The organism is Acidicapsa ligni, assembly GCF_025685655.1.
Taxonomy (GTDB): Bacteria; Acidobacteriota; Terriglobia; order Terriglobales; family Acidobacteriaceae; genus Acidicapsa; species Acidicapsa ligni.
In genome coordinates, this window is record NZ_JAGSYG010000001.1 from 1,047,365 (window position 1) to 1,072,725 (window position 25,361).

General features: G+C 56.3%; 23 protein-coding genes. 16 read left to right on the forward strand and 7 right to left on the reverse strand.

Translation table 11 applies throughout. The features are described from left to right. Nucleotides 1-51: 51 nt before the first annotated feature. From OHL19_RS04105 to tldD, 3 genes are all read right to left on the reverse strand, one after another. Nucleotides 52-360 carry a hypothetical protein gene (locus OHL19_RS04105; protein ID WP_263356314.1) on the reverse strand — a complete coding sequence of 103 codons (309 nt, stop codon included), beginning with the start codon at nucleotides 358-360 and terminating at the stop codon, nucleotides 52-54. 185 nt (nucleotides 361-545) lie between these two features. Continuing rightward, entirely contained in the window at nucleotides 546-812 is a 267-nt protein-coding gene (locus OHL19_RS04110; RefSeq protein WP_263356315.1) for a hypothetical protein, read from the reverse strand. Nucleotides 813-855: 43 nt separating this feature from the next. Beyond that, nucleotides 856-2,319, reverse strand: a complete 1,464-nt coding sequence (tldD, locus tag OHL19_RS04115) for a metalloprotease TldD (RefSeq protein WP_263356316.1) — start codon at nucleotides 2,317-2,319, stop codon at nucleotides 856-858. A 469-nt stretch (nucleotides 2,320-2,788) separates the two neighbouring features. Here tldD and OHL19_RS04120 point away from each other — a divergent pair, with 469 nt between their 5' ends. Then, nucleotides 2,789-3,319: a YfiT family bacillithiol transferase gene (locus tag OHL19_RS04120; RefSeq protein WP_263356317.1), complete on the forward strand. Its 531-nt coding sequence runs from the start codon at nucleotides 2,789-2,791 to the stop codon at nucleotides 3,317-3,319. An 8-nt stretch (nucleotides 3,320-3,327) separates the two neighbouring features. Further along, nucleotides 3,328-4,944: a hypothetical protein gene (locus OHL19_RS04125; RefSeq protein WP_263356318.1), complete on the forward strand. Its 1,617-nt coding sequence runs from the start codon at nucleotides 3,328-3,330 to the stop codon at nucleotides 4,942-4,944. 27 nt (nucleotides 4,945-4,971) lie between these two features. Here the strand turns inward: OHL19_RS04125 and OHL19_RS04130 are convergent, their stop codons facing one another. Beyond that, nucleotides 4,972-6,120 carry a hypothetical protein gene (locus OHL19_RS04130; protein WP_263356319.1) on the reverse strand — a complete coding sequence of 383 codons (1,149 nt, stop codon included), beginning with the start codon at nucleotides 6,118-6,120 and terminating at the stop codon, nucleotides 4,972-4,974. Nucleotides 6,121-6,458: 338 nt separating this feature from the next. On the opposite strand from OHL19_RS04130, the gene OHL19_RS04135 reads away from it, so the two are divergent. Continuing rightward, nucleotides 6,459-7,241, forward strand: a complete 783-nt coding sequence (locus OHL19_RS04135) for a hypothetical protein (protein ID WP_263356320.1) — start codon at nucleotides 6,459-6,461, stop codon at nucleotides 7,239-7,241. 102 nt (nucleotides 7,242-7,343) lie between these two features. Here OHL19_RS04135 and dusB read toward each other — a convergent pair whose 3' ends face one another. Both dusB and rpmE read right to left on the reverse strand, forming a co-directional pair. Continuing rightward, a complete protein-coding gene (gene dusB, locus OHL19_RS04140; protein ID WP_263356321.1) occupies nucleotides 7,344-8,594 on the reverse strand; it encodes a tRNA dihydrouridine synthase DusB in 1,251 nt (416 codons plus the stop codon). Between the two features lie 117 nt (nucleotides 8,595-8,711). After that, nucleotides 8,712-8,942 carry a 50S ribosomal protein L31 gene (gene rpmE / locus OHL19_RS04145; protein WP_263356322.1) on the reverse strand — a complete coding sequence of 77 codons (231 nt, stop codon included), beginning with the start codon at nucleotides 8,940-8,942 and terminating at the stop codon, nucleotides 8,712-8,714. Nucleotides 8,943-9,241: 299 nt separating this feature from the next. Between rpmE and OHL19_RS04150 the strand changes: the two genes are divergently transcribed. Continuing rightward, the gene (locus OHL19_RS04150) at nucleotides 9,242-10,015 is read left to right on the forward strand and encodes an ATP-binding protein (RefSeq protein WP_263356323.1); all 774 of its coding nucleotides are present in this window, start codon (nucleotides 9,242-9,244) and stop codon (nucleotides 10,013-10,015) included. Between the two features lie 49 nt (nucleotides 10,016-10,064). Here the strand turns inward: OHL19_RS04150 and OHL19_RS04155 are convergent, their stop codons facing one another. Further along, a complete protein-coding gene (locus OHL19_RS04155; RefSeq protein ID WP_263356324.1) occupies nucleotides 10,065-10,202 on the reverse strand; it encodes a hypothetical protein in 138 nt (45 codons plus the stop codon). Between the two features lie 296 nt (nucleotides 10,203-10,498). Here OHL19_RS04155 and OHL19_RS04160 point away from each other — a divergent pair, with 296 nt between their 5' ends. The 12 genes from OHL19_RS04160 (at nucleotide 10,499) to OHL19_RS04215 (ending at nucleotide 25,276) form a co-directional block, all read left to right on the forward strand. Beyond that, the gene (locus tag OHL19_RS04160) at nucleotides 10,499-11,104 is read left to right on the forward strand and encodes a DUF2393 domain-containing protein (RefSeq protein WP_263356325.1); all 606 of its coding nucleotides are present in this window, start codon (nucleotides 10,499-10,501) and stop codon (nucleotides 11,102-11,104) included. Between the two features lie 269 nt (nucleotides 11,105-11,373). Beyond that, nucleotides 11,374-12,261 (forward strand): OmpA family protein, encoded by an 888-nt coding sequence (locus OHL19_RS04165; RefSeq protein WP_263356326.1) that lies wholly within the window; start codon nucleotides 11,374-11,376, stop codon nucleotides 12,259-12,261. A gap of 225 nt (nucleotides 12,262-12,486) precedes the next feature. After that, on the forward strand, nucleotides 12,487-13,566 hold the full coding sequence (gene rfbB / locus OHL19_RS04170; protein ID WP_263356327.1) for a dTDP-glucose 4,6-dehydratase: 1,080 nt from the start codon (nucleotides 12,487-12,489) through the stop codon (nucleotides 13,564-13,566). A gap of 185 nt (nucleotides 13,567-13,751) precedes the next feature. Then, a complete protein-coding gene (gene hemE / locus OHL19_RS04175) occupies nucleotides 13,752-14,870 on the forward strand; it encodes a uroporphyrinogen decarboxylase (RefSeq protein WP_263356328.1) in 1,119 nt (372 codons plus the stop codon). After that, nucleotides 14,863-15,834, forward strand: a complete 972-nt coding sequence (locus OHL19_RS04180) for a ferrochelatase (protein WP_263356329.1) — start codon at nucleotides 14,863-14,865, stop codon at nucleotides 15,832-15,834. Before hemE ends, OHL19_RS04180 begins: the two co-directional genes overlap by 8 nt. Nucleotides 15,835-15,839: 5 nt before the next feature. Beyond that, nucleotides 15,840-16,754 carry a carbon-nitrogen hydrolase family protein gene (locus OHL19_RS04185; protein WP_263356330.1) on the forward strand — a complete coding sequence of 305 codons (915 nt, stop codon included), beginning with the start codon at nucleotides 15,840-15,842 and terminating at the stop codon, nucleotides 16,752-16,754. A 112-nt stretch (nucleotides 16,755-16,866) separates the two neighbouring features. Next, nucleotides 16,867-18,249, forward strand: a complete 1,383-nt coding sequence (locus OHL19_RS04190; RefSeq protein WP_263356331.1) for a Xaa-Pro dipeptidase — start codon at nucleotides 16,867-16,869, stop codon at nucleotides 18,247-18,249. 265 nt (nucleotides 18,250-18,514) lie between these two features. Next, nucleotides 18,515-20,107 carry a phytoene desaturase family protein gene (crtI, locus tag OHL19_RS04195; protein ID WP_263356332.1) on the forward strand — a complete coding sequence of 531 codons (1,593 nt, stop codon included), beginning with the start codon at nucleotides 18,515-18,517 and terminating at the stop codon, nucleotides 20,105-20,107. Between the two features lie 55 nt (nucleotides 20,108-20,162). After that, nucleotides 20,163-21,662: an aldehyde dehydrogenase family protein gene (locus OHL19_RS04200; RefSeq protein ID WP_263356333.1), complete on the forward strand. Its 1,500-nt coding sequence runs from the start codon at nucleotides 20,163-20,165 to the stop codon at nucleotides 21,660-21,662. Nucleotides 21,663-21,687: 25 nt separating this feature from the next. Next, nucleotides 21,688-23,226 (forward strand): phytoene desaturase family protein, encoded by a 1,539-nt coding sequence (locus OHL19_RS04205; protein WP_263356334.1) that lies wholly within the window; start codon nucleotides 21,688-21,690, stop codon nucleotides 23,224-23,226. A 35-nt stretch (nucleotides 23,227-23,261) separates the two neighbouring features. Beyond that, nucleotides 23,262-24,077 (forward strand): lysophospholipid acyltransferase family protein, encoded by an 816-nt coding sequence (locus tag OHL19_RS04210; RefSeq protein ID WP_263356335.1) that lies wholly within the window; start codon nucleotides 23,262-23,264, stop codon nucleotides 24,075-24,077. After that, nucleotides 24,074-25,276, forward strand: a complete 1,203-nt coding sequence (locus OHL19_RS04215; protein ID WP_263356336.1) for a glycosyltransferase — start codon at nucleotides 24,074-24,076, stop codon at nucleotides 25,274-25,276. Before OHL19_RS04210 ends, OHL19_RS04215 begins: the two co-directional genes overlap by 4 nt. Nucleotides 25,277-25,361 lie beyond the last annotated feature (85 nt).

Genomic DNA, 25,361 nt, shown 5'->3' on the forward strand with positions numbered 1-25,361 from the left:
AGAACCCGGTTTTGGGCCGGGTTCAGATTGGGTTTGGGGAAAAGCGGCGGGTTATTTGTGCGAAAGGTGGGGTGCGGAGTGTTCGGAGTCGTTTGATCCGTTTGATCTATCGAATCCGTCGGAGCCATGCTGCTTAACCAGCTTGTTGTAAATGCCTAAGAGCAAAAAGGGAGCGGCCCACTGGCCGACAAACAAGGCCCAGTCGGGTTTTCTGGCGATCTTGAAACCGGCAGACATGGCCATAGATGCCAGAGCGGCTCCGAGGTAGGCGCTGGAGGGAATCTGGGCAGTGTGTTTTTCGATGGAAGCGGTGAGCTGATCTTCGCGGGCTTCGCCGGGAAGGACGCGGTTGTCGGTCATACGGGTCTCCTTAATCTCGTTTGAGATCTCGTTTGGGATCTCGTTGGTAGCGCCAAAGTTATGGCGCTACCAACTGAGATGCCGAAAGGCAGGAGTCCTGGAGAGCTGCTATTGGTGTGGTCAAAACCGGAGTGGCTTTTTTCAATGAGCAGTGGGCAAAAGCTGGAAATGCCCAGTGCAATGAGCTAGTTCAGGGGCTTGGGGTGAGTCCGTTTTTCTCCGGCGAAACAATCGCCCAGGCTGCAGCCGGGGTTTTTGCTGAAGTGCTCGCCACGCTCTGCCAGTTCTTTTTCCGGGGCGGCGGCGCGCAGGCGTACTCTGCCCAAGCACTCCGGACAACGGAAGGTATCATCCTGCAGGCGTAACGCTTCTTTTACGGGCATGCGCTGCCATCCAAAAACGCGGCTATCGGCCGCACCATGCCATCGCTTTACTTCAACTTCTTCAACCATGTATATCCCTGCTTTCGGTTCATCCTGCGTTGCATCTCAGGTGTTATCGTCCGGTGCCGCCGACGGTCATTTTGTCGAGTTTAATGGTGGGCATGCCGACTCCGACAGGCACGCTTTGGCCGTTTTTGCCGCAGGTGCCGATGCCTTCATCGAGCTTGAGATCGTGGCCGACCATGGAGACATATTTCAGAGCCTCCGGACCGTTGCCAATCAGGGTTGCGTCCTTCACTGGGGCGGTGATTTTGCCATCCTCGATGAGGTAGGCTTCGGACGCTGAGAAAACGAATTTTCCGTTGGTAATATCCACCTGTCCGCCGCCGAAATTGACGGCGTAGAGGCCGCGCCGAACGCTGCGGATAATGTCTTCAGGGGAGTCGTCGCCGGCGAGCATGTAGGTGTTGGTCATGCGCGGCATGGGGATGCACTGATAGTTCTCGCGGCGGCCGGAACCGGTGTTGGCTGCGCCTGTGAGCCGCGAGGAGAGCTTATCGGTGAGATAGCCCTTGAGGATGCCGTTTTCGATCAGCACGGTCTCCTGGGTTGGCGAACCTTCGTCGTCGACGTTAAGCGAGCCGCGGCGACCAGCGATGGTTCCGTTATCAACGACGGTCACCTTGGAACTGGCGACAGACTGGCCGACGAGTCCGGCGAATGCGGAGGTTTTTTTGCGGTTGAAATCGGCTTCGAGGCCATGACCGACGGCTTCGTGGAGCAGGATGCCGGGCCAGCCGGGGCCGAGAACGACTTCCATTTCGCCTGCCGGTGCGGGGACTGCGCCGAGTTGCAGGATGGCTCCGCGGGCGGCTTCGCGAGCCAGACTTTCCGGGCTCTTGGAGCCGACGAAGATGTCCAGACCGCCGCGTCCGCCGCAGCCTCCGGAGCCGCGTGTGGTGTTCGAGTCGTCTTTCGCGATGACGAAGACGTTCAGGCGGCAGAGGGGCTGGGTGTCGGAGGCAAAGGCTCCATCTGATCCGGCAATGAGGATGCGCCGCAGCTCTTCGCTATAGCTGGCGCGAACCTGAATTACGCGTGGATCGAAGGCACGCGCTGCGCGATCGGCGCGCTGGATGAGATCGAGTCTTGCGGCCAGATCGAGGTCAAAACCGCCCAGCGGAACGGGGTAAAGATCGGCGACGGGTGCGTCGTTGAATCCCTGGATGGGCTGTTTGGATGGCCCTGAGGCTATAAGCGCAGCGGTCTTTGCTGCGTGGATCAGGCGTTCGGGGCTGAGATTGTCAGTGTAGGCATAGCCGGTGCGCTCGCCGGAGAGGACGCGAATGCCGCATCCGGCGCTGGTGCCCTGGCTGGCGGATTTGACGATCTGCTCATCGACACCGAGCGCTGTGGCTGTAACTGACTCAAAGTAAAGATCCGCGTAGTCTCCGCCTGCGGAAAGGGCTTCCCCGAGGCATCGTTCCAAAAGGCTTTCTGTAATTCCAAATTTCTGGAAAAAGTAGCGTTTGTGGCTGGCGGTCGGAAGTGGAGCGAGTATTGGAGAAGCACTCATCGTACTTATCAGTGTACGCCTGAGAGCAACAATTCACCGATTTGCTGTTGATTGGCAGGCGGCTGGGTAAGGCTACGGGATAAAGCGGCAGGTGCCCGATTCATTAAAATTAGGCGCGGAGTCTGCGTAATTCCAATGATCCCAGCCCCGAGGCGTAGCGCTCTTGATACCTGTGTATTCCGTAAGGAATTTGCGGGTGGAATCATGCTACGCTCCTAGCATGAAGAAGTTACTCGTTGCCACTCTCCTGTTGCTGGTTTGCGCAAGCCCTGCTTTTGCAGCGGGCAGACACCATCATCATCGTCGCCATCACCACCCTCATCACCGCGCGGCCTAACGCATACTCAGCCGTGTGATATACGTGGCGTAGAGCCCCGGGAGCGAACAGCTTCGGGGCTCTTGCCATTTGCAGATTTGCTTATAGCTCCCTGCTTTATCGACTGCCTACAAATCTGATAGCTTTGCCCCAATGACACTTTCTACGGACTTGCGCTATCCGGTTGGCCGCTTCAGTGCGCCTGCGAGTAAAACTTATGCTGATTTCACTGCCGCCATCGATGTGCTGAGGCAGTTGCCGCGACTGCTTACGGCTGCGGTCGATGGCCTGGACGACTCACAGCTCGACACACCTTATCGCGACGGCGGCTGGACGGTGCGCCAGGTGGTGCATCATCTGGCTGACAGCCATTTGAATTCGTACATACGGTTCAAGCTGGCTCTCACTGAGAATTGGCCGACTATCAAGGCTTATGACCAGGAGGCCTGGGCGAATTTGCCTGATTCGAAGATGCCGGTGCAGGTTTCGCTGGACCTTGCTACCGCGGTGCATGCCCGGTGGGTTGCGCTGCTGGAGTCGATGACGGAAGAGCAGTTTGAGCTCGGTTTTACTCATCCGATTTATGGAAGTATGACGCTGGCTCATGCGCTGGCGATGTACGACTGGCATAGCCGTCATCACGTGGGCCACATCAACGGCCTGCGCAGCCGGATGGGCTGGTAGTTCGCGTTATGGCCGTCGTCATGCCCGTAAGCAGCGAGGGTGAGCCTGCGTCCGCTACGGCCCTGGTTGCGGCCATTGAGGCATACCTGGCGGACCATGCGGCGGCTGCGGTGCTCGAAGATGGGCGCGTGCTTTTTGATCTGCGGTATGCGCGCTACTCCGTCGCGGAGGCTCATGGCCGCTGCGTATTGCAGTTCTGGAGCGAGGAGCGCAATGTTGTTCGCTCGGTGATCAGCAGTCAGCGACGGGCGGGTTCTCTGCGGCTGCTGACGCGGCGTATGGGTGCTCCCAAGCCGGTTGCTCTGGAACTGGTTCCGAGCAGCGATCGCCGCACGCCGACTGCTCGGGATGCGGCTCGCCGCCAGTACATGCGGCTGCTGGAGCGAGTGCTGCTGCGAAACTTTCCGGAATGGAAGCCGGATGGATTTCGTTCGGCTACCGATCTTGAGCACAGCTTTGGTCCAGCTTATGTTCGCGGGGTGTTGGTGCGCGGAACGATGGCTACGATGGCTGAGGCAGTTGTCGGCATCGGTGTTTCGGAGTCGTCTGCGATGGTCGATGGAGTGCTGACTCCTGGCCTGCTGTGGCTGGATCATTGTCGCGAACACAGTGTGGGCAAGGCTGGGCGCGGTCGCCACTTTGGCGGGCTCAGGATTATCGTGCCAGCGGGCGCGTGGCGAACTACTGCGGAGCGCATGGTGTGGCTCAATCATGGTGTAGCGAGCTTTCAACTCTTCACGCTGGATGAACGGTCGGAAGAGCTTGTCGCGATAGACTTTCGCGATGTTGGCAATATGGACTCACGGCTGGTGCACGCCTTTGATGCGCAGGCAGCTATCGAACGCGCCCAGGCTGGTGTGGCACGTGTGCTGAAGCTGATCCCTGAGGCGGCGCATGCGCGGATCGAGTTACGCGCATGCGCCGCGGCGGAGGTTGGCATGCTGCTGCATGGGCTGGAGTTTGCCCGTATACGTCAGAATGCTGCACGTTCTTTTGCTCGCGAGGATGAGATTGTTTTTGGTGCTGGCGCGAATGAAACGGTACTCGATGATGGGTCGGAAATGCTGTGCCGCAAGCTGCTGGAGCAGCTCTTCGATAGCCGCCATTCGGAGGGAGTGCATACGAATTCGCTCTTTCGTATGCAGCCGGAGCGATGGCTTGAATCGCGCATGCGCATGTCGATTGCGGAGTTGCTTCCTGCGCTGCGCGGTGAGTTTCTTTATTCGCAGGTGCCGGCGATTACTACAGGGGAACGCGGCATGCTCGACCTGTTGACTATCGATCGCAATGGCCGCCTGACCATCATCGAAGTAAAGGCAGACGAAGATATGCAGCTTCCGCTGCAGGGGTTGGACTATTGGATTCGCGTTCGCGCGCTGAATGCGGACCGGGCTATTGTTGGCAATCGCGAAGTTAGCGCATTCGAACGGCAGGGATATTTTGCGGGAGCCGAGTTAGCGAATCGTTCGCCTAAACTGCTGCTGGTTGCGCCTGCGCTGCGCATTCATCCGTCGAATGAAATTGTGCTGCGTTACTTATCGCATGAGGTGGACTGGGAGTTGATCGCAGTCAGCGAACACTGGCGTCGTGAGCTGAAGGTGGTCTTTCGCAAGCATGGTGCTTAGAGTATTTTGCCTATCAGGGAAAATGTTTTAGCGGCTCTTTTCCAATGCCAGTACGGAAAAGCCGGTGGCTGCATCGCTCATGAATTTTCCAATGTCGGAGTTGGGATCGCGCTTTACGTTGACTGACCAGGCAGGCCACTGGCCCTCGGCTTTGTTCTGATTGGCCAGTATCCACGATAGTCCGCGCCTGGATTCGACAGTCTTTCCCATACCGTTTTCTTCGAGCGCAAGCACGATGATGCCTGTCGCGTAACCGTCGCTGCGCAGGTCAAAGGGGGTGTTATCGTGGCGCTTCCAGGTGCCTTGTCCCAGGTCTGTGAGGCTCCAGCCGCCGTCCTCGTGCTGCTTTGTGTAAAGCTCTTTTGCCAGTGCGGCGCGTTCGGGATCGGTCATCAGGCCGGGCAGTTTTGAAGATGCCCACAGCAGCGTGATGCGATTGATGAGTGGTTGAGCTGCCGCTTCGCGGTGAAGATATCCGCGCAACAAAGTTAGATTGCGTTGAATCTTAGGGTCATTCCGATAGTTATCGGGAGCCATGCCGACGGCGAGCGCGGCCATTGCTGCGCCGTTGTATTCGCTCTCTGGTGCTTCCCAGGGAGAGAAGTGAAAGTCCTGCCAGATCCACGCACCGGCCTTTGCGCCGGTCTGTTCCTGCGATGTCCACATGCTCTCAAATGCTTTGCGAGTAACGGGCTGCAAGTGCCCTTGCTGCGCGTCGTATGCGACGAGAATCACAGCGTTATTGACTGCTTCAGCGTTGCGCGCTTCTTTGGTTTTGCCGGGGCCGTGCTCTGCGTCGGTGTAGAAGGTTGTCGCTTCCTTGCCTAAGTTGACGCGCTTGATGATGCTGTCGAGCATTACGCGTTCGGGATCGGACAGGTGTTGCTCTCCTAACTGTTCGCGCAAGGCGGGCCGCGCCAATGCATACGGGACCTGTGTGTGGCATGAGACGCAGACGGTGTCGTGATCCTTTTGCGCGTGTGGCCATGCCTGCCACCAAACTTCGCGACTGTCGAGATAGCTGGCCGCGGTAGCTTCATTCCATTTTTGATCAGACGGCGCATTGGCGGCCGATGAAGTATCGGAGTCTGGATGCGTGGCCGCGCTGGCTGCTGCGGTGAGAGCGAGAGACGCAATCAGCGGGAGAACTACGCGCGAGATGGATAGCTTGAGCATTGGCGCTCCATACGGGGACTCATAACGCAGAGGGGCTAACAAGGCAGAGACTAACTGGACCGCGACTAACAAGGCAGAGCCTTATGAGATCGGAGATTAGCACAGAATCGCATGTTATTGGCGAATTTTGGAGCTAAGTGAATCATGCGCCCTTCAGGGCTGTTTCGTGGAGCTGAGGGTTGCTTCGCTTAGAGCGTAGTTACAGGCCGCAAAAATATTGTCGAGCGTAGGCGGGCTCCAAGCGTCTGTCTGATTAGAAGTCGCCGTTTGAAAGTCAATGGGCACCAATCGAGTCGCTGGGAAGTGCTCTTTTTGAATGCATAATTTTGGAGGTAAAGATGCGATTGAATCATGATGCGCCTGTCAGGCGGAGCATAGGCTCTGCCCGTGTTTTTTCTGGGCTTTCGCTGGCCCTTGTGCTCTTTGTATCAAGCGGAGTTTTGCGGGCACAAACTACAGAGCTCAAGCCTGCGGAAGCGAAGCCGGTAGAGAGTTATCAGATCATTTACCTCACGAATATTACGCAGGTCAATGATGCGAACGAGATTCAGACTGCGCTGCGCAACATGCTTCCGGGAGCGAAAATTTACTACGTTCCATCGCAGAGCGCCATCACCATACGCGCGAATGCTGAAGATATGCAGGTGGCGCAGAAGATCGTATCGGATCTTAACCGGACGAGAAAAACTTACCGCCTCACCTATACGATCACCGAGATAGAGAATGGCAAGCGAGCCGATCCTCATCACTTTGAGATAGTGGTGATTGCCGGTGCGCGAACAACGCTGAAGCAAGGCAGCCGTGTGCCGATCGTTACCGGGACTTATGGCGAGAATGCACCTGCGCAGAGTTCGCAGGTGCAATATATCGACATTGGGATGAATATCGAAGCGTCCGTGGAGGAGTCTGTGGATGGGGTGCGGCTGCGTACGAAACTGGAGCAGTCGAGTGCTGCGGAGGATAAGTCTGGTATCTGGGCCCAGGATCCGGTGATACGGCAGATTCTGTTCGAGGGTACGTCTACCTTGACGCAAGGCAAGCCGCTCGTTCTGGGAACGCTTGATTTACCGGGTGGTGCGCGGCGTGAGGAGATTGAGGTTACTTCAGAGCTTGTTCGGTAGGGGCAAAAGGCTGAGGTGCGAGGGCTGATAAGGGTGGGGTGCTCGATGATGTTGTCGAGCACCCTTTTTCTTTATGGAAGCTGTGAGACGGTCAGCGGTGAATCAGTCGGCGCAGCTAAGCGCTGACTCGGCTAGGGCATCTTCGGGGAAGTAGTCGCTGTCTAAGATCGCTTCTTCATGGGTGGCGTTCAGACGGGCGTCGAAGAACTCATCTACTGCTTCGAGGACGGCTTTGCCTGTTTTGGACATGAAGATCTGCTGGCGGAGTTTCGACCCGCCAGCTACTCCGTGGGTGAACCATGACGCGAACTGCTTCATCTTGCCTGCGGTTTCGCCGTGGCGTGCATCGCGGGGCAGGGACTGGCTGGCTTCTGCGTCCTCAATCAGCATTTGAAAGTATGTACGGATCATGCGATAGCGGTCGGCCTCGGTTGGCCTGGCGTATGCGCCGGTCGCGGTGTATTCGGCAATCTGCCGGAAGATCCAGGGATTCGACGGGGCGGCGCGGCCAATCATTACCGCATCGCAGCCGGTCTGGGCGACCATGGCGGCAGCGTCTTCCGGCGTGCGGATATCTCCGTTGCCGATGACGGGAATTGTGACGGCATCTTTGACGGCGGCGATCCACTCCCAGCGGGCCTGGCCGGTGTAGCCCTGCTCGCGGGTGCGTGCGTGGAGCGCAACGGCGCAGAGGCCTTCTTCCTGGGCCATGCGCGCCAGTTCGACGCAGACGATGTTCGAGTCGTTCCAGCCGAGGCGAAATTTGACGGTGAAGGGGATGGTGACGGCTTTGCGGATTTCCTTGAAGATTTCGCCGATTTTGGGCAGATCGCGCAGCAGGCCGCTGCCGCCGTTGCAGCCAACGACGCGTTTGGCGGGGCAGCCGAGGTTCAGATCGACGGTGTCAAAGCCTGTGTCCTGAACAATGCGAGCGGCGTCGGCGAGTGTTTCGGCATTGGAGCCGAAAAGCTGCGCACCGATGGGGTGCTCATCATCGTAAAACGTCAGATAGCGCTTGCGTTTTGACTCGCGCATGCGCGAGAGGCCGTCCGCAGAGGTGAACTCGGTCATCAACAGTCCGCAACCGGATTGCTGATTGCTTACTTCGGAATCCACCGTTTCTGGAGATGTCGGGCTGGAGGCGGTGGTGAACAGGCTGGCATGGCGAATGAAGCGGCGAAAAACGGTGTCCGTGACGCCGACCATGGGTGCGAGCACCGTCGCCGGAGCCACGTGGACTCCGTTGGAGGCTGGGCCAATATGGAACTCGGCGGGCACGCGAGCCGTTTCGGGCATGGCGTGTTCGAGTGGATTGTCCCAGTTCTTGTTCACGGTAAAGCCCTTACCGGCCATCGGGGTTGCTCCGTTCTGACATCTTAATCAAAGCCTGACACAGCAAAATCAAAGCCTAACAACAGCAAAGCCCCCGCCGCAGCGGAGGCCCTGTCCTGGATGCCCGACTGCTGGCGCTTATTTGGTTGCGGCGGCAGGCGTTGCCTTTTCGGCGTACTTGCGGCGGAAACGCTCAACGCGGCCCGCGGTGTCTACCAGGCGCTGTTTGCCGGTGAAGAACGGGTGGCAGTTGGAGCAGATTTCCAGAGCGATCTTGCCCTTGTGGGTGGAGCGGGTATCGAATGTGTTTCCGCACGAGCAGTAAACCTGCGTCGTTTCGTATGTGGGGTGAATTCCTGGCTTTGGCATGACTTGAGATACCTTTCCTGCAATCTACTCAGTGTATCTTGGATTCGCATGGATGGCAATTGGATTCAGGCTGTTGTTTGTTGATCGTTTCGTGAGGTGAGGGGCATTTTCGGAACTGCCCGGACGCGTGCGCTCTATTTTGCGCTAGGCTGGTTCATGGGTGGTCGTTTTTCTTTGGGAGAAGCAGGTTCCCTTCGGGAATGACAGCCGGAAAAGCAAGGCAAGTTCAGGACAGAAAAGCAAAAGCGGAGTTCAGAGCTACAAGGCAAGAACTGAGTTCGGAATCAAAAGAGATTGCAATGGTTGAGTTGGCTACAGAGGTTTGCCCTAAGTGTGATGGGGCGGGAATGGTGTTGGCGATCAATGCTGCGGGCGTTCGCGTGGCGCGGGTTTGCGTGTGTCAGCAGGCCTTGCGCAATGGCTATCGGGTGACTGCGGCTCGGATTCCCAAGCGCTATCAGCACTGCACTTTGGACAGCTACGAAACCAGCTTTCGCGGGGCGGACCCATCGATGGGGCAGGCGCAGATGATGGCGCGGCGGTTTGTCGAGGCTTATCCGGTGGAGACGGACGGGCGCGGGCTGCTGCTTACGGGCGCAATCGGTATCGGCAAGACGCATCTGGCGGTTGGGATGTTGTTGGCCCTGGTTGAGGAAAAGGGTGCGCAGGCCTTGTTCTATGACTATCGGGAGCTGTTGAAGCAGATCCAGCATAGCTATAACCCGCAGGTCAATTCGACGGAACTGGATGTGTTGAAGCCGGTCTTCGAGGCCGAGATTCTGGTTTTGGACGAACTGGGTGCGCAGAAACCGACGGACTGGGTATGGGATACGGTCGCGCTGATTCTGAATACGCGGTATAACGACAAGCGGACGACGATCATTACAACGAACTATCCAGACATGGCGCCGGGCGGTTCCTCGGGTTCTGCTGCGCAACGCGCTACTCGCGAAGAAACGCTGGGAGATCGCATTGGTGAGCGTATGCGATCGCGGCTGGCTGAGATGTGTGTTCGAGTTGAGATGACGGGCGGCGATTTTCGCCAGAACGCCGGGCGGGCACGGTTCGGATGATTCGTCTTCTAGCCGGGCCAAAAACTGGCTAACAGGACCAGAAACTGACCTAGCAGGACCAGAAACTGACGAGGAAAAGCAGAATCGCTACGACTGTGGCTAGTTGATAGAGATAGTGCGCTGCCTTGTGCTCTCCGTAGGGAGGTTGCGTCAGCGTGACTGGTTGCTCGGAATAATGTGCTGGCATCGCTGGCTACCCTGGTATTTGACGGTTGATTGGTACAAGTCTGATGACCAGTTCGCATTTGCTGGCAGAACCGAAGGGGCCTATAGAACGAAGTCCCGCAAACTTAGCGGGTACATCTATGAACACGCTCGATACAAATTAGACGCGCGGCTATAGCTGTACGATGCCTGAAAAGTTGTCGAGTTTTATACGCTCCATATTTATTGACGGATTCCTGCATTTCTTCATCGGGTGTTCATCTGCGGATTGCGCTTGCTCACTTGAGTTTGCCTGTTGGGCCGAGAATTTTTGCGCTTATGCGGCGACCCTTGGCTGTTGAGGAATATCAATCGTTACGGTGTAGAATCTGCGGTGTGAATGCTCCGATACCGCCTGACCCACAGACCGAAATAAGCGCTTCCCCGATTGAAAGCAGAAGCGAGTCAACGGAGCGCAACTGGCTGCCGATGGGCATTGCTGCTGCCGTGATTCTGGCTATCGTGGGAGTGATGATTGTTCTTGGCGGCCACCGTAAGCCGACTGCCGCGTCTGCGAATGCTGGACCTGATCCGTATGCGGTGAATCTCTCCATTACAAATATGGTGATGAGTGAGTCGGGTAACCTGGCGGGCGGCAAAGTGACTTACCTGGATGGGCACATTGCCAATCACGGGTCCAAAACGGTGACTGGCATCGTTGCGCAGGTTATCTTTCGCAGCTATACGCACGAGGTGGCGCAAAAGGAGATGGTGCCGCTCAAGTGGATCAGCATGCGGCAACCGTATATCGATACGGAACCTGTTTCGGCCGCGCCGCTGAAACCGGGTGGCGAGCAGGACTTTCGATTAATTTTTGACAAGGTCTCGACTGACTGGGATGGCAGCTATCCGGAAGTTCGAATTTTGCAGGTCGATACGAAATAGATTTATCGATTTTCCGACCAGGTAAGCCTTTACTTGGTAAAAATTACATGATTCTGCAAAAAGTACATTCAACTTATTCCCGACTTTGGTTTTATTTCGTGATGGGATGTTGTTTTTGATTTGTAAGTTAAACATAAAAATACACTTACAAGATTAATGGTAGGTTGAACAAGTTTGGCATGGGCCTTGCAATGTTCTATGGCAAGCGGGCATGACCAGCTTCCTCTGTTTTTACTTCCAGAGAAGAAAAACGAACTTGGGAGATTCCCATGACAGTTTTGAGAACAAGTAAAAATTTGATACCAAGCCAGCTTGCTATTTTCGCTCTGGCATCCGCGTTATGTGTTTCTGCGTCTGCGCAGCAGGCAGCAGGCAGCACCAGCACCCCGCCTTCGGCAACGCAGCCCTCCCCCAACGCTCCAGGTAAACTGAGCGAACCGCCGAAGGAGGGGTTCTGGGGCCATGTGAATCCGTTTGCCCGTAAAAAGTGGGTAGACCGCCGCCTTGAGCCGGTCAAGGGTGAACTCAACGAGCTGGATGAAGTCAATGCCAAGAATGCTCGCGATATCAAGGATGTAGACAGCCGTGCGCAGGCCGGTATCAACAAGGCCCAGACGACTGCCGATGCGGCCAACCAGACAGCAACTGCTGCTGGAACACAGGCTCAGCAGGCAAACACGGTTGCCGGACAGGCGACCGGCAAAGTTCAAACGTTGAACGGCACGGTTAATGGTCTGGACCAATATGCCGAAAAGAACACTGTAACGATTCCTTTCCGCAGAGGTTCTGCTGTTCTTTCTGAGGATGCAAAGAAGCAGCTCGATGAGTTGGCCTCGAACGTCTCAGGTCAGCAAGGTTATCTTCTGGAGATTGAAGCTCACGCCCCCGTTGCGGGTGGTGCTGGAATTCAAAGCTCCGATCGGTTAGCGGCAGCGGTTAAGCGCTACCTCGTAACCCAACACGATATTCCCGTCTACCGGATGCACTCCGTAGCCCTGGGCAACGCCGCAGTCGCGGCGGCTGGCGATACGACAGATACGACGCCAGTGCACAAGAGCTATGTTGAGCTTCGCGTGATGGAAAACAGCTTGGCGGCCAAGGATGGGTCCACCCCCCGGTCAGATTCATCCGCGATTGGTGCGGCGCGACCCCAATAAGTCGCAGCCACCCCGAGGCTTCACATCCGCGCCACCGGCCACCTAGGCTGTTTGGCCGCCAAACAAGCTCTCGCAACACGAGAGAACCAAGGCAACTTGGCCCCCGATCGCATCGGGGGCCGTTTTTTTTGTGCTTTGTGCTGCTGATGTTAAGAACATGTTCTTTTGTGCTGTAGCACCAATCGGTCATAGATTCCATAGATTCTCGCGGGTACACTTGGGTGGATGCTTACACACGAAAGTCCCATTCTTGTAACTGGTGGAGCTGGATTCATTGGCTCGCATTTCGTCCTGGACTGGTTTGAAACTGTCGGTACGCCGCTGGTCAATCTGGACAAGCTTACCTACGCTGGAAATCTGCGCAATCTGCTGCCTGTCGCGGACAGGCCGGGTTACACGTTTGTGCGCGGCGATATTCAGGATCGTGAGCTGATCGACAAGCTGCTGGCGGAGTTTTCACCGCGCGCTATTGTGCATCTGGCGGCCGAGAGCCATGTGGATCGTTCGCTGATCGGGCCGGGAGAATTTCTCAATACCAATATCAATGGGACATTTGTTTTGCTCGAAGCGTCGCGCGCTTATCTCGATAAGCTGGACGCGGATGATTGCGCTAAATTTCGTTTTCTTCATGTCTCGACGGACGAGGTTTTTGGATCGCTAAAGCCGGGCGATGCGCCGTTCGAGGAGACTTTTCCATTTCGCCCGAATAGTCCTTATGCTGCTTCGAAGGCGTCGAGCGATTTGCTTGTGCGAGCCTGGGGCAAGAGCTATGGATTTCCGGCTATTGTGACCAACTGCTCCAATAACTATGGTCCATTGCAGTTTCCGGAGAAGCTGCTGCCGCTTATTTTGACTCGCGCTATTGCAGGCGAGCCTCTGCCGATTTATGGCGATGGTATGCAGGTGCGCGATTGGCTTTATGTCGGCGACCATGTTGCCGCGCTGCGGGTTGCGCTGGAGAAGGGCGTTCCTGGACAGACTTACAATATCGGCGGCTGGAATGAGCAGGCCAACCTGGATACGGTCAAGTTGCTTTGTGCATTGCTTGATGAGTTCCTGCCGGATTCGCCGCATCGTCCGCATGCAGATCTGATGATTTCTGTTACGGACCGCCCGGGCCATGATCGCCGCTACGCGATCAACGCGACCAAGGCAGAGCGTGAGCTTGGGTGGAGGCCCAAGGAGACCTTTGCCACGGGGTTACGCAAGACTGTTCGCTGGTACCTGGACAATCAGGCGTGGGTGGAAGAGGTGACCTCCGGTGCGTATCGCCAGTGGATGGACCAGAATTACGGCGACCGATAACGCTTCTTTACTTGCACCAGGCCTGAGTCTCGAACGGGGCTCAGGCTTTTTTGCGCTATTTCCGGCGAGGGAGGGTGGATTTGCGTTGGGAATGATCGCGAGAAAAGCAATGCGATGTTTAAATGCCCTGTGCTGGCTGGCTTGTACTGACCGAGTTGATACGCAACATCTAAAATGAATGGAGTATGACTTCTTTGATTGATACCCCAGATATTCCGTTGGATATGACAGGCGGCAGTCGTTTTCTTCGCGCCTGCCTACGTAAGCCTACGGACCGCCCACCGGTATGGTTTCTGCGCCAGGCAGGGCGCTACATGGCGGAGTACCGCGAAGTTCGCAAACATCACACGCTGGTTGAGATCTGCAAGCGCCCGGATCTGGCATCTGAGGTGACGATCACTGCGGCGGAAAAGCTGGGTGTGGATGCGGCGATTATCTTTGCCGATCTGTTGCTGCCGCTCGAACCGATGGGCCTCGATTTCGAATTTGTTGCGGGCGAGGGTCCGTTGGTGCATCATCCGCTGCGGAGTGCAGAGGCGATTGATCGCCTGCGCACGGATCGCGCCGGGGCGCTTGAATATGTAGGCCAGGCCATCGAAAAAGTGGCTGCGCATTTTGGCGACCGGATGGGGATTATCGGCTTTTGTGGAGCGCCGTTTACGCTGGCGAGCTACATGATCGAGGGTGGTAGTTCGCGCAATTATATTTTCACCAAGCAGATGATGTATTCGGAGCCGTATGCCTGGCAGAAGCTGCTGGATAAGCTGGTGACGGTGCTTGTCGCCTTCTGCAAGCAGCAGGTCGATGCGGGTGCGGATGTGATCCAGATTTTCGATAGCTGGGTTGGTTCGCTTGGGGTCGAGGATTATCGCGATTATGTTTTGCCGGTGACCAAGCGGCTCGTTCGTGCGGTGCAGGAGTTGGGTGTTCCGGTGATCTACTTTGGTGTGGATACGGCCAGCCTGTTGCCTGCGATGCGTGAGACTGGCGCGGATGTAGTTGGCCTTGACTGGCGTACGCCGCTGGATGAGGGATGGAAATCGTTGGGCTATGGTTGCGCGGTGCAGGGGAATCTCGATCCGATCACGCTTTTTGCTCCTGAGCCGGTGCTGGAAACGCGCGTGAAGCAGATTCTGGCCCAGGCGGCGGGCAGGCCTGGACACATCTTCAACCTGGGGCATGGGATTGTTCCCGGTACTCCGGTAGAGAGCGTGCAGGCGGTGGTGAAGATGGTGAAGCAGCACTCGCCGAAGTATGCTCGTCTTGAAGTCAAGAATGAGATACCTGAGGTGCCGCTTGGCTAAGCGAGCGGTTCTTCTCCTTGCGCATGGAACTGCGGGTAGTCTCGATGAGATACCGGAGTACCTGCGCAATGTTGTGAGCGGCCGCCCTATGCCGCAGCACGTCATTGAGGAGATACAGCATCGTTATTCGCTGATCGGTGAGCCGAAAGGCCACAGCCCGCTTACGGATCTCACGCTGCAGCAGGGCGCGTTATTGCAGGCAGAGATTGGTGCTGCGGTGTATGTGGGCATGCGCAACTGGCGGCCTTATATTGCGGATGTAGTAAAGCAGATGCGGGCTGACGGCGTGGATGAAATCGCGGCTATCTGCCTTGCTCCGCAGAACTCGCGTACTTCTGTGGGCCTTTATCGCCGTGCTGTATTGGCGGAGGCTGCTGGTATCAAAGTCGACTTCATCGAGGGCTGGGCGGATGAGCCTTTGTTGGCCGATGCTTTCGCGGATCGTCTTCGTGGCGTTCATCAGCAGTTATCGCGTGAAACTGGCCAGTCGGTTGCCGTGATTTTCACGGCACATAGTGTTCCTTGCCGGACGATTCAGACTCCCGTGGTTTCAGAGGGGCAGCCGGTTCTATGGCCTACGACGGGAGCAGTTCCAACGCCCGATCCATACGCGGTTGAGGCGAAGCATACTGCGGAGTTGGTAGCTGAGCGTATTCCTGAAATTACCGCATGGTATTTCGCTTTTCAGAGCCAGGGTGCCAGTGGTGGTCCGTGGATTGGGCCTGGAGTGGAAGCGACGCTGGATGCGTTGGCAGCGGAGGGCGTCAAGACGGTTCTTGTGCAGCCGATTGGTTTCCTCTGCGATCACGTCGAGATTCTTTATGACATTGATATTGCCTTTCGTGAACACGCTGCGAAGCTGGGAATTCGTCTGGAGCGCCCGGAGTCGTTGAACGATTCGCCGATCCTCACGCAGGCCCTGGCCAAACTGGCTCGCGAGAGTTTCGCGCGGCTGGCAGGTTAGCAGATATGGCGCGCATCATTGCAGCAGCCCAATATGCAGCTCTTGCCGGAGACCTGGAGGGAAACCTCGAACGGCATCTGCGCTTTGCGGCAACCGCAGCCACGCTGGGCGTTCAACTGCTGGTTTTTCCCGAGCTATCGCTTACGGGCTATGAGATTGCTCGCGCCGATGAACTGGTGGTGAATCCTCACTCGGCAGTGCTCGATCCATTGCGGGCGATTGCGAAAGAGTCGTCCATGACGATCGTTGCGGGCGCGCCGGTGCGGTTTGGCTTGAATGATCTGCATATCGGCGAATTTGCATTTTTGCCGGATGGGCATGTGGCGGTCTACACGAAGCGTTATCTGCATGGCGCAGAGCGGGAGATATTCACGGCGGGGCAAGGTGGGCCGATCCTGCACCTGGGGCGCATCGTGCTGGCGATGGCTATCTCTACTGATATTTCAGAGCCTGGCCACGCTGCCAATGCAGCAGCGAATAAAGCGAGTGTGTATGCGGCGAGCATGCTTGTGAGCGCCACCGGGTATGAGCTGGATGCAGCGCGTTTGCGAGGCTATGCGAAGGCCCATGCGATGACTGTGTTGATGGCGAATCACTCTGCTCCTACGGAAGGTTGGGCAGGCGACTGTACGGAAGGCTGGACATCGGCAGGCCGCAGCGCGATATGGGATGAACAGGGCAGTTTGGTCGTTGCCAGTCCGGATGCGGAAGAGGCGCTTGTGCTGGGCCGCCGTCGTGGGCGCAAATGGGAAGGCGCGGTCTTTCCGCTTCGCGAGCTTATGTCCGCGCAGCCGAATCCACCGGTGAATCTGCCGGTCACGGATGAGGCTCCGGTAGTCCCGCTGGAGGTTAATGCTGCGAAACCGGTTGCCGAGCCTGTCGCTGCGCCAACGCCGGATCAGGGCAGCTTATTTGGATGATACTGTTTTGGGACGCGCGATTCGTCATGCCAGGGATTCGTCATGGCAGATGGATGCGATACATTGGCAGTGATTCAATAGTCCCATTCAGTTCATACCCAGGAGCACAACATTGACTCTTTCCTCATTGCCGCGTTCTCTCCGGCTTTTCTTTACTGCCGTTTTTGTATGCAGCGTTGCCAGCGCTATTTATGCGGTTGCACAGACATCTGCGCCAGCCGCAAAGCCCGTGCCAACGGTGTACATCAAGGCAGGTCATCTCTTCGACGCCACGTCAGACAAGCTGCGAGATGATGTTGTGCTGGTAGTTGAAGGAGAGCGTCTTACGCGTGTGGCTGCTGCGTCTGAAGTCACGATTCCTGCGGGAGCAACTGTGGTTGATCTCTCCAAAGACTGGGTGTTGCCGGGATTAATCGATTGCCATACACATCTTGAAGTGCGCGCGGATCAGTATGATCCGATCAACGAGGTGCGTTTTACGCCATTCATGGGCAGTTTTAATGGCGTGGTGAATGCGAACAAGACTTTGCTGGCGGGGTTCACGAGCGTGCGTGATGTGGGTTCGCAGCCATTCTTCGCAGTTGATCTGCGCAAGGCTATTGATTCAGGATTTATTCCCGGGCCTCGCGTTGTCGCGAGTGGTCCGGGTATCTCGATTACCGGCGGGCATGGGGATATGAACGGCTTTGCGCCTGCGGTCAGCAACAGCATGTATCCGGCGGAAAAGGACTATGCCATTGCAGATGGTCCTGATGAAGTGCGTAGAGTTGTTCGCGAACAGGTGAAGTATGGCGTGGATGTGATCAAGATTCTCGCGACAGGCGGCGTGTTATCGGCGGGGGACAAGCCGGGCGCGGAGCAGTTCACTTATGAAGAACTCAAGGTTGCTGCTGACGAGGCGCATCGCGCGGGTCGCAAGATTGCTGCTCATGCGCATGGAACGCAGGGCATCAAGGATGCGATTCGTGCCGGTATTGACTCGATTGAACACGGCAGCCTGATCGATGCCGAGGGCATCCAGATGATGAAGGAGCATGGGACGTATCTTGATGCTGATATTTATAACGACGACTACATCCTGGGTAAGGCTGGGGAATTTGGATTGCCGCAGGAGATGATTAATAAAGAGAAGATGATTGGCAAGCTGCAACGCGAAAACTTCGCGAAGGCAGTTGCTGCCGGTGTGAAGATTTCGTTTGGCACGGATGCGGGCGTTTATCCGCATGGGGATAATGCGAAGCAGTTTCACTACATGGTCAAGTTTGGCATGACTCCGGCGGGTGCGATCCATGCTGCGACTTCGAGTGCTGCGGATCTGATTGATCGCTCCAAGGATGTGGGCACGCTTGAAAGCGGCAAGTACGCGGATTTGATTGCAGTCATGGCGAATCCCCTGGATCGCATTGAAGTGCTGGAGCATGTGAGCTTTGTGATGAAGGGCGGCAAGGTATACAAGGACGAGCTTGGAGCGGCTGTTTCGACAGCGAAGCCTTAGCTAGAATGCAGGGGCACTGTTTGGGAAATAGTGACTCTTATTGAACGAAATCTCACCACATCAAAAAATAGAACGATCTTTGCGCTCGCTATAAAACTCCATCTCGGGACGAAAGGCTTTTGAGGCTTCGTGACGGATAGAGTAGGTAGCGAGCGCATCTTATTTGTTCTTGTTGGAGATACAAGGCAATCAATCCCGGTATGCGATGCAACACGAAGCGAGTTACTCAGCGTCCAATAGCTCAGGTGTTGTAACCCAGTCCCCTATGAAAATAAGTGCTACATCAAAAAAATCGGACAGGGTTATTATCATCGGCGCCGGGCCGGGCGGATTAGCTACTGCGATGTTGCTTGCCAAGGCCGGCCTTGAAGTAACGGTGGTCGAGAAGCGCGGCACGGTCGGTGGACGTACCTCGACAATTGAGCAGGATGGTTTCAGGTTCGATACTGGGCCGACCTTTTTTCTTTATCCGCAGGTGCTGCGCGAGATCTTCGCTGCTACTGGTCACTGTCTTGAAAAAGAAGTGCCGATGTATCGGCTCGATCCGCAGTATCGATTGGTGTTCGGTGGAGGGGGGAAGATCGATGCAACGCCTGATGTTGAAAAGATGAAGGCGGAGATTGCCACGATCAGTCCGTCCGATGCTTCGCGTTTGGAAAACTACTTCCGCGACAATCGTGAAAAGCTGCAGCGATTCGCGCCAATCCTGCAATCGCCGTTCGAAAGCTGGCGTGATCTTGTTCGCCCAGAGATGCTGCGCATGTTGCCGCTTGTTCGCCCGTGGCGTTCGCTGGATTCGGATCTGCGCAAATATTTCAAGGACGAGCGTGTGCGCCTGGGCTTCAGTTTTCAGTCCAAGTATCTAGGCATGTCGCCATTTTCTTGTCCTAGTCTCTTCAGCATTCTTTCTTTTCTGGAGTACGAGCATGGTGTCTTCCATCCAGTGGGCGGATGCGGTGCGGTCACGCTGGCAATGGCTCGCATTGCGGAGAAGATGGGCGTGAAGATTCTGCTCAATACGGCGGTTGAGGAGATGCTCTTTGAAGGCCGTAAAGCGGTTGGTGTGCGAACGGAGCATGAGACTCTTCATGCAGATGCAGTGGTGGTGAACGCCGATTTTGCGCAGGCCATGCAGCGCATGATTCCGGATGGTTTGCGTCGTCGGTGGACGGACAAGCGTATTGCGAAGAAGCAGTTTTCTTGCTCTACATTCATGATGTACCTGGGCATCGAAGGCCGCTATGACGATGTTGCTCATCACACGATTTATCTTTCCGGGGACTATCAGCAGAACCTTCGAGACATTGAGCATGAGCATACGTTGACGACTAACGACGCAAGCTTCTATGTGCAGAACGCGTGTGTCACCGATTCAACGCTTGCGCCTGAGGGGATGAGCACGCTTTACGTGCTGTTTCCATGTACGCATGAGACGAGCAATGTGGACTGGGGTGTGCAGGAAGCGGGCTTTCGCAATCAGGCTCTGCGACAGTTAGAGAAGATCGGTATTACGGATGTAGAGCGGCGCATTCGCGTGGAGCGGCGGTTCACTCCGGCGACATGGAACTCGGAGTTTCATTTGCACCTTGGGGCCACTTTTAGCATGGCTCACAGCTTGAGGCAGATGCTGCATCTGCGTCCGCATAATCGCTTTGAGGATCTTGATGGTGTCTACCTGGTTGGCGGCGGTACACATCCTGGCAGCGGGTTGCCGGTTATCTTTGAGTCAGCGCGTATTACTTCGCGACTGTTATTGGAAGACATGCAGCTTGAGCCGGGATGGAATTCTTCAACGGCGCATGAGGGCGAGTTGCAGGGCAGTGTTGAAGGGAACGCGCTTTATGAGCCTGCTCACTAGTTCTACTTAACTTTAAGATCGCTTAAATTGAGGATCCTGGAGATTCCATAGCAGAGTGGAAATTGCGAGCGATACAATGCAGCAGGTGAAGCCATCCGTGAGAACCGGGTATCTGGAAGGCGTGGCGCTGGCCCAGAGGGCATGGGCTGAGACGCCGCTTAGCTTGCGTGCTGCCCTGATGGGCAGGCTGCGCAGGCGTATCGCATCCGGTGCGGTGGAACTTGCTGAGACGGTGCCGACAAATCTAGTCGGCGCGCTTAATCGAAGTGTTGCCGATACGCTGGTCTCCGAGGTGTTGCCGCTGGTTGAGGCTTGCCGCTTTCTGGAGTGCGAAGCCGCATGGATACTGGCTCCAAAGCGTCTGGGCAGGCGTGGACGTCCGTTGTGGCTTGCTGGTGTTGATGCCGAGGTAGAGCGTGCTCCGTGGGGAATTGTCCTGGTGCTGGCTGCGGCGAACTATCCGCTCTTTCTTGCCGGAGCACAAACGCTGCAGGCGCTGGTTGCGGGGAATGCTGTGTTGTGGAAGCCTGCGCCGGGTACGGAAACCGCGGCGTTTGCGCTGCGCACTTTGCTGATCGAGTGCGATATGAATCCGGAGCTGCTTACTTTGCTGGGCTCGAATATGGAGGCGGGAGCGGATGCGATTGCGGCTGGTGTAGATCATGTGGTGCTGACGGGTTCTGCGGAAACGGGCACGGCTGTGTTGCATCAACTTGCGGATACGCTGACTCCGGCGACGATGGAACTGTCGGGCTGTGATGCTGTTTTTGTGTTGCAGGGAGCGGAGATTGAGCGTGTGGTGCAGGCACTGGCGTTTGGCTTGCGCTTCAATGGATCTTTCACCTGCATGGCTCCGCGTCGTGTTTTTCTGGTGGGAATGGGCGAGACGGCAGTTGCAGATTTTGAGGCCCGGCTGGCTGGCGCGTTGATGGATGCTGCTCCGGTTCCGATCTCAATCAAAACATTTGCGTTGCTTCGGGAACTCATTGCCGATGCAAGGAAACAGGGCGCGGAGATACTACTGGATGGCATTCGCGGTGAGTCTGCGGCCTCTCATGCGGTGGGCGCTACGTTGATTGCGCGGGCTACGCCTGCGCTGCTCTCGATGCAGACGGATATCTTTGCGCCAATCCTGAGTGTGATGCGCGTGGCTGATATGGACGAAGCGTTTGCTGCGTGTGCTGCCTGCGCTTATGCTCTGACGGCTTCTGTTTTTGGACCGTTGCGTGAGGCGCGTGTGTTTGCCGGCAAGCTACGTGTGGGCAACGTGCTTATCAACGATATTGTTGCGCCTACTGCTGACCCACGCATTCCGTTTGGTGGGCGAGGGCGTAGCGGCTTCGGTGTTACGCGTGGCGCCGAAGGGCTGCTGGCAATGACTACTCCGCGCACAATTCAGACGCAGCGGAGTCATTCCATGCGCGCGTACCAGGCGACAGGCAGCGAACATATTCCGCTTTTTGCTGGTCTTACAGAGATGCTGCATGGCAGCAGTCTGCGTATGCGCTGGGCTGGTATGAAACGTATGCTGGCAGCCGCGAGAAAACTGAAATGATGCACGTGATTTACAGGAGAAACGAATGCGCATCGCAGTCATAGGATCGGGCCTCGGCGGATTGGCCGCTGCAGCAACACTGGCCGCACGAGGCTATCAGGTTGAGGTCTTCGAGAAGAATTCGTGGCTGGGCGGCAAGGCGGCGGTGCTCCAGGAAGAGGGCTTTCGCTTTGATATGGGACCGACGATCCTGATTCGTCCTTCGGTGTTGCGTCGTATCTTTTCGGAGGCGGATCGCAAGCTTGAAGACTATCTCGACATGGTGCGCCTCGATCCGCAGTGGCGGTGTTTTTTCGACGACGGATTGGTTCTGGATCTTGAAGACAATCTCAAGGCGATGGCTGCTTCGCTGGACAATATCAAGCTGGGCATGGGCGATGGCTTTTTGAATTTTCAGCAGTTATCGGAGCAGTTACACACGATCAGTAACAAGTTTTTTTTCTGGAGACCAGTTGGCTCCATGATGGACACGCTCGATCTGAAAGGTGCGTTTTCGATCGATGTGCTCAAGGACGTGATGCGCATGCGGCTTGGGCAGACAGTGGGCGGAACTATTCGTGAATTCATTCCGGATGCACGTGTGGCGCAGATGCTTGATCACTACACGCAGTATGTCGGTTCTTCGCCGGATGCGTCGCCTGCGATTCTATGCGCGATTGGCCACATGCAATCGGAAGAGGGTATCTGGTATCCGATGGGTGGTACGCGGGCGGTGCCTGAGGCACTGATCAAGTTAGGGCGCGAACTTGGCGTGAGTTACAACACGTCTGTTGAGGTCGAGAGGATACTTATCGAAGACGGCAAGGTTTCCGGGCTGGTGACGGCGGAGGATGAAAGACATAGCTTCGATGCCATCGTATCCAATGAAGACGCGGTTCGGACTTATCGCGAATTGCTTGGCGGGGATCATGCGAAGAAGTTCGATAAAGAGCGGGAGTATGAACCGGCCTGCTCTGGTGTGGTGCTTTACCTCGGTCTCAACAAGCGTTACGAGCATCTGGCGCATCATTGTTTTGTTTTCTCGCGCGATCCAGAGGAGGAGTTTCATCATATCTATGACCTGGGCAAGCTTGCGCCGGACCCCACCTGCTATCTTGCGTCGACGACTCGAACGGAGGCAGCTACGGCACCTGAGGGCGGTGACGCGCTGTACGTCCTTGTACACACGCCTTATCTGCGCCCTGAGCATAACTGGGAGGCGATGTTTCCTGAATACAGGCAAGTTATTCTCGACAAACTGAAACGAACTGCTGGCATGCCGGATATCGAGGAGCGTATTGTTTTTGAGCGAGCACTTACTCCTGTGGACATTCACAATCGGTACAAGGTGCTGAATGGCGCGATTTACGGTCTATCGAGTCATGGGCGCTGGAATGGCGCGTTCAAGCCATCCAATCGCCGTCGCGACCCGGAGGGACTCTTTCTTGCTGGAGGAGCTGCGCATCCTGGCCCTGGCATGCCGATGGTACTTATGTCGGGCTGGATCGCCGCAGATGCTTTAGATCAGCAGTATCGCGCTGGGCACGGTGCAGGGTATTGTGAAGAGGCGGTTGCGTCGAAGTAACGAGACGCGAGCGAACGGGATCTCAAGACGGACGTATGACACGAACCCAGGTGAATCCGGCGCACTTCGTTGAAGAGCTGAGAAAGCCATCCCAGCGTGCCATCGGCCTGTTTTCGATCTATCTGCGCTGGTACATGCGACGTCATTTTTATTGTGTGCGTGTGGCCAATGCGGGACGGATTCCGTCACAGGCTCAGCCGTTGATTTTGTTTGCCAACCACCCGTCCTGGTGGGATCCGCTGACGGTGATGCTGTTGGGGCAGATGCTGTTGCCGGGGCGTGAGCACTATGCGCCGATGGATGAAACCTCACTGAAGCATTACGGGATTTTTCGTCCGATGGGCTTCTTCGCGGTCGATGGCGCTACTGCGCGTGGTGCTGCGCAATTGCTGCGGGCGGGTCGCCAGATTCTCTCTCGTGCAGGATCGGTTTTGTGGATTACGCCGGAGGGGCAATTTCAGGATGTGCGCAAACGTCCGGTGATTTTCAAGCCCGGCCTGGGCGCGCTTATGACGCGAAGCGGAAGACTGACCTGCGTTCCGATTGCGATTGAGTATGTTTTCTGGAATGAGCGCCTTCCGGAGATCGTGGTGAACATTGGCGAGCCGCTGGAGATTGCAGATGGAGGAATGGAAGACGCGCGCACGTGGACGAACCTGCTGTCCTATGCCATGTCGGCAACGCTGGATGAGCTGACTATGCTGGCTGTGGAGCGCGATCCGGATGCTTTTGAGGTTATGCTTTCGGGGTCGGCGGGAATTGGCGGTATCTATGAGCTTTGGAAGCGGTTTACCTGCGCAGTCACGGGCCGTCCCTATCATCACGATCATGGGAGCCTCCGCAAACGATGAAGCAGCCAGCCTCTGATCCGCTTGTATGGGCAGCTTTTGTTTGCGTGATCTTTGCGTTGCTTCCGGCGGTGATGTTCGCAATCAACTTTCTATTTTTCAGACGGCCTGGGCGGCCATGGAATCGACGACTGCTGCCGTCTGTGTCGGTGCTGATTCCGGCGCGCAATGAGGAGCTGTCGATTGCTACCGCGATGCAGTCTGTGCTGGCTTCGCGTGGAGTTGAGCTGGAGCTGATTGTGTTGGATGACGGCTCAACGGATCGCACGGCGGAGATTGTTCGAGTTGCTGCGGCTTCGGATTCGCGTGTTCGATTGTTCGCTGCGCCTCCGCTGCCTGACGGCTGGAATGGCAAACAGTATGCGTGCTGGGTACTGGCTTCGAAGGCGCGCTATGAGGTCTTCTGCTTTCTGGATGCGGATGTTCGGCTTGGTTCAGAGGCGCTTTACCGGATGCTTGGGGAGATTCATTATCTGCCGAAGATAGGTCCGGTAAAAAAGCCCGAAACGCTTCGGAAAGAAGTACGCGAAAAGGCACTGGTCAGCGGCTTTCCGCGCCAGGAGACGGTTACTTTTTTTGAGTGGTTGTTGCTGCCGCTGATCCATTTTGTTCTGCTGGGTTTTTTGCCGCTGCCGGGCGAGCGGTGGACCAATATGCCTGCTTTCGCGGTTGGTTGTGGGCAATTTCTGATGGTGCGGCGCGAGCCGTATTTTGCCACGGGAGGCCACTCGGCTATATCCACTACGATGCATGACGGGCTGTTGTTGCCGAGGCTTTTTCGCAGTCGAGGTTTTCAGACCGGCGTCTACGATTTGAGCAAAGATGCTGCCTGCCGCATGTACACAGGCGCGGACGCAGTGTGGAGCGGGCTTTCGAAGAACGCAACGGAGGGCATGGCTTCTCTGCTGCGGCTGCCGATCTTTACGGTCCTGCTTTTTCTGGGTCAGATTTTGCCGCTGCCTTTGCTTGTCTGGACATATCTGACGAACGATCTCGCGGCGGAGGGTCTTGCGTGGATAGCGTTGATTCTTAGTTATGCTCTTCGAATCGCCCTGGCTGCGCGTTATCGGCAAAGCTGGAGCGGGGTTGCCGTCCACCCGCTGGGAGTGCTGGTGCTGCTTGCGTTGCAGTGGTCTGCGTTAGGGCGCAAATTGCGAGGCCGTCCTGCTACATGGAAGCAGCGCGAGTACCGGATGGAATAAGGATTGCTGCGGTATTCGTTGCTACGGTATGTGGTCTATAAGGAACGGAGGCTGTGATCCTGCTGTACCTTTCGTTCGTCCAAAA